At 48.7% G+C, this 1,381-nt stretch carries 1 protein-coding gene; it reads right to left on the reverse strand.

Going from position 1 to position 1,381, the window contains the following annotated elements; translation table 11 throughout:
• Positions 1-405: 405 nt before the first annotated feature.
• A complete protein-coding gene (locus tag ACFFFR_RS03875) occupies positions 406-996 on the reverse strand; it encodes a DUF4126 domain-containing protein (protein WP_377458220.1) in 591 nt (196 codons plus the stop codon).
• Positions 997-1,381 lie beyond the last annotated feature (385 nt).

Here is a 1,381-nt window from a genome sequence, read left to right on the forward strand (position 1 = left end):
CACACACCCCAAACGAGAAAAGGATGCACAGGCCATACCAATCAAAAAAAATCGGTATCAACAAACATGACACACTATTGAGATATCAAACAACGAAAATTTGTTCAGGCATTCAGTCTAGCAGCTTTTCCGATTCTTGCAAATCGGCTGAATTGCTATTCATCTTTGCCTTCTCTTCAACTATAAACCCTCTTTGCGTCATTCGCAAATCCGCTTTTTAGTTGAAAATAAATTGTTTTTATAAATTCCAAAAGAGAGCGCACACCAGTAGAGTCAGCTTTTCAGCTAGTTCGTTGGTGTGGTTTCCAGTGGAATCAGGTCTTCTCAAAAACTGCTTCAGCAGCAGAAGACTTCATCTACTCTACTCACATCGTTTGCAAAATGCAAAATCCGCGGTGACTGCACTTAGTAGCGTGGTTTCTCGCGGTTGCGTAACCGTCCCAACAGTCCCGCTACTCCAATGACCAGTATTAGAAGCAACACAATTACTAGTACTGGCAAAAAGACAGCCGCCGCTGAGAAGAGAACTGATGCTCCATCCTCAGCGGTAGATATGACTGGTGCAGCAACGCCTACGGTAGCTGTATTCGCGGCCGCTCTCGTAAAGCTCTTACCGAGATGGATCAACAACGCAATCACGATTCCGATGATTACTGCAATCCATGTTCCGGAGGAAGCGAGCTCTTCCCCGCTGTTAACCGTGACAGTGTCTGCCCCGTAGCCGCTGGCGAAAGTAATTCCTCCCGCAGCGGGTCGGATCAAGGTTTGGAAGATGTCATTTATCGCGTCGATCCCTGGGATCTTGTCAGCGACAAGTTCAACTACAAATAGGACGCCTAGAATGATCAGCATCCATGTGTCAGAAAGCCACGTCCACCCTTCGGGAAGTGATACCCATGGGGTGAACCGGTCAAGCAGTCCTAACGCCAGCAGTGGAATGTAGGCATTGAATCCGGCAGCAGTGGCGAGTCCACTCGTGGTCAGGGCAGTAATCATGCCCCTATTAAATCCCTGTCTGGGTTAGTTGCAAAGTGGTGGCTCTATCCCTACCTCACCGATCTACAGAAGCTCAATGAAGTTCTGGCATATGAGTTCCGAAACTTTCGACATACCCAGCTCTACTGGATTGATGCCCTGAGGTTCTGCACACGCTTGTGCATTACCCATAGGCCCATCTTCCTTTTCTCCTCCGCTTGCGAAGTTGCGTGAGGCCAACGGCCAGCCGCTCGTTAACCTCACGCAACTTCGAATTCCAATAGATCCTGAAAAACCTAGAGGTGAAATGGTCCGGGTTTTCTTCCTAGGCGTTTACCCTGATTTCTATTGTTGCTGACAGCTGGTGTTGCTGCCAGTAGTCGGTCTCGACTTCGGCTGGTGTGCG

The organism is Micrococcoides hystricis, assembly GCF_042434215.1.
In the GTDB taxonomy this organism is placed as follows: domain Bacteria; phylum Actinomycetota; class Actinomycetes; order Actinomycetales; family Micrococcaceae; genus Micrococcoides; species Micrococcoides hystricis.